We start from the raw sequence: 3,072 nt of genomic DNA on the forward strand, positions 1-3,072 counted from the left end.
GTTCAAGCATTTTGCCCTGTATTGTTGTTCGCCGGATCGGACGTGGAAAGCCGCCGGCTTGCTGGACAACTACTAGCGGACCGTTCGAAGGCGGTATCCGTCCGCCAGACGGTGCTGGCGCGGTGGACGCAGGAACTCGAACCGGATGCGGTGAATGCAGTGTTTGCTTTGGCTCAGGCCAAAAAAGACCCGCTGCGTCACGCGGCAATGGAAAAGCTTTTGGCGTTCGACGCCGAATCCTTGATCGCATTTGCACGGAAAATCGCCGACAATTCGGGCGAAGACCCGGAAATTCGCTTCCTGGCTGTCGAGTTTTTGCTGCGCAATGGCGATCAGGCTGCGTTGGATATACTGTACAGATAACAAGTGCGCGGGGAAGCTTATGAACGTTTCGAATAGCCAAATGATCGCCGAGCGGCGCTTCGCCCGGCCCTTGGTCGCCGCAACGACGGTATTGGCCTTGAGCGGATATGTCAGTTGGTGCTGGTCAGGTTTCTCGGTAACCGAACAATGGCTGTATTTGCTGCATACCTTGCTGGGCTTGGTGGTTGCTGCCCTGCTTGCGCCTTATTTGATCCTGCATTTTCGGCGGACGATAGGTCTTAGGCGATCCTGGATCGCATTTTCCGGTATCTTGACTGCGTTGCTGTTTTTGGCGCTGGCGTTGACCGGTATCCAGATCGCTTGGCAAGGCCAGTCGGAAGCCGGACGCTGGATTTTCCAATCCCACGTTGGCTTGTCGATCGGTGCGTTGATATTGACGCTCGGGCATGTGCTGGCTCACGCGGTATCGCTGCCGGAGCGGCGAAAACGAAACGAACCCAGCCGATTTCCCTCGCTAATCGGCGGATTGCGGAAGGCGGTGATCGGCTCCGTGGCGATCGCGGCGGCAGCGGTGCTAGCGGCTAGCGCGGCTTACCAATTGCGTCCGAGCCCTTACCGCGATGCGCCGGCCGTCGAACCTTATCTCTACAGCTACGGCGAGCATCCTTTTCGGCCCAGTCAAACCGAAACCAGTACCGGCGGTTTTTTCGATCCCCGGCGGATAGGCGCTTCCGAACGGTGTGCCAGTTGTCACCGCGACATCGCTGAACAGTGGAAGGCGTCGATTCACTCGCAGGCGGCTTCCGACAAAACCTACCAGACCAATATCAAGCTTCTCTCCGAGCGCAAAAACATGGAAGCCACCCGTTATTGCGAAGGCTGTCATGCGCCGGCCGCATTGCTGAGCGGACAACTGACCAAGGGCGGCAAACTCGATACGCCCGGCCATCTGCAGGAAGGCGTCAGTTGCATGACTTGTCACGGCATCGAGCGCATAGAGCACTTAAAAGGCGTTGCCAGTTACCGATTCGCGCCGCCCCAGCCTTATTTGTTCGACGGTGCCGAGCAAGCGCTGCCGGTGTTTTTGCATAATCTGCTGATTCGTTTGAAACCCGAGCAGCACCGGGCCGATTTGGCCAGAAATGTGTTGTCGACGTCGGAAATGTGCGCGACTTGCCATGCTCAGTTTATGGATAAGGATTTTAATAATTGGGGTTGGGTGAAAATGCAGGACGATTACACGGCTTGGCTGAACGGTCCGTATTCGGGTCAAACCCGGCAGACTTTCGCCCACGCGCAACAGCGCCGTTGTCAGGATTGCCATTTTCCGTTACAGCCGGGCAGGGACCCTTCCGCGAATGCCAGCGGATTGATCAAGACTCATTTTAACGTCGGCGCCAACACGGCTATCCCTTGGGTGACTCGGAATCTTGGGCAACTCGAGCGAACCCGCCAATTTCTTACGGCCGACCAAGTCAGAATCAGTATCGACAAACCGAATCGCGACGACGCGGTTGAAAGCGCCCGTCATGTCGATCCGGCCTTGATCGCATCGACCGAGGCGCCGGCGTATTGCTATTTAGGCGAAGCGGTGACCTTGAAAGTCGCGGTGACCAATGCCCAGGTTGGGCACGCCTTTCCCGGCGGGACCACCGATATTAACGAAGCCTGGATACACTTTCTGGTAAAAGACGGTCAGGGTCGGACGGTCTATGAATCCGGTCAATTGGATGCCGGTAACAATGTTGATCCGGCTGCGTATTTCTATCGCTCTATCCCGATCGATCGGGTCGGTAATGCGGTTTGGCGCCACGACTTGTTCAACATGGTTGGAGACAGTTTCAAGCGCATCATCCCGCCGGGCGGTACCGACGTGACGAGTTATATATTCAACGTTCCGGACGACATTAAAGGGCCGCTGACTGTAACCGCCGGCGTCAATTACCGCAAATTGAATAACCGTTACGCACGTTGGGCGTTGAAGGATGAGCAAGTCGAACTGCCCATCGTGGAAATGGCATCGACATCGCTGGTTTTGCCGGTTCGGATTAAGCCGGAAGCGGTGAATAGCCTCGGCTCGGTGTCCGGCGGGTAAGTAATTGTCTTGGTCGAAAATTGTTGGTTTTTTTTACACTTTTTCCATGGGGTTATGACCTCAAGCCGTACTTGGTTTTATAACTCATTATTTTTAAGGGAAATGTTCGGGATGGAACAAAATTTGAGTGTTATTAAGTCCAACAATTTATCCGGGATGTAGGACTATGCTGAAAACACGCCGATTCTTTTCAAGTTTGATGCTCGCGACATTAAGTTTCGCCAATCCTGTAGTGGCCGGCTCCATCATTAACGGCAGTTTCGATAACGATCTTTCCGGATGGTCGGCACTGACCAACGGGGGGAGCGCGCAATGGGAAGCCGGCGCCGCCGTTTTAGCGGGCGGGCAAGGAGCAAATCCGTTCGCGGCCACTCTGGTGCAAGGCGATGACGGCAGCTTCGGTTTTGCTTCCCCGATCGTCCTTAGCGCTGGAAACGATTTATTAAAGTTTGATGTCGGTTTTACTTCATTAGGTGCCGATGCCCTGGAGACCATTAGCGGGTTTACCGACAATTTGACGGTCAATTTATACGATGCGAACGATTTATCGGGCTCGAGCGATGCGCTGATCGCTTTGATTGACTCTACCACGCCGGGCGTAAACTCTATTGTTTTCGATCTGTCGACATTCATTGGCCGATCCGTCGCATTTT

3 protein-coding genes are annotated in these 3,072 nt (G+C 54.7%); all 3 read left to right on the forward strand.

The window, feature by feature from the left end; all coding sequences use genetic code 11:
- Positions 1 to 363 (forward strand): hypothetical protein (locus AC3B8H_RS19885; protein ID WP_488443254.1); only part of this gene is annotated, 363 nt, incomplete at its 5' end.
- Positions 364 to 382: 19 nt separating this feature from the next.
- Complete coding sequence (locus AC3B8H_RS19890) at positions 383 to 2,419, forward strand: cytochrome c family protein (RefSeq protein ID WP_488443255.1); 2,037 nt, start codon at positions 383 to 385, stop codon at positions 2,417 to 2,419.
- Positions 2,420 to 2,585: 166 nt separating this feature from the next.
- Positions 2,586 to 3,072 (forward strand): hypothetical protein (locus tag AC3B8H_RS19895; protein WP_488443256.1); only part of this gene is annotated, 487 nt, incomplete at its 3' end.

The sequence above is a fragment of the Methylomonas sp. BG-2 genome (assembly GCF_057766305.1).

What these genes read in the sequence shown, in the direction of transcription:
- AC3B8H_RS19890 (WP_488443255.1), top strand. Translation starts at nt 383, where the DNA reads ATGAACGTTTCGAATAGCCAAATGATCGCCGAGCGGCGCTTCGCCCGG.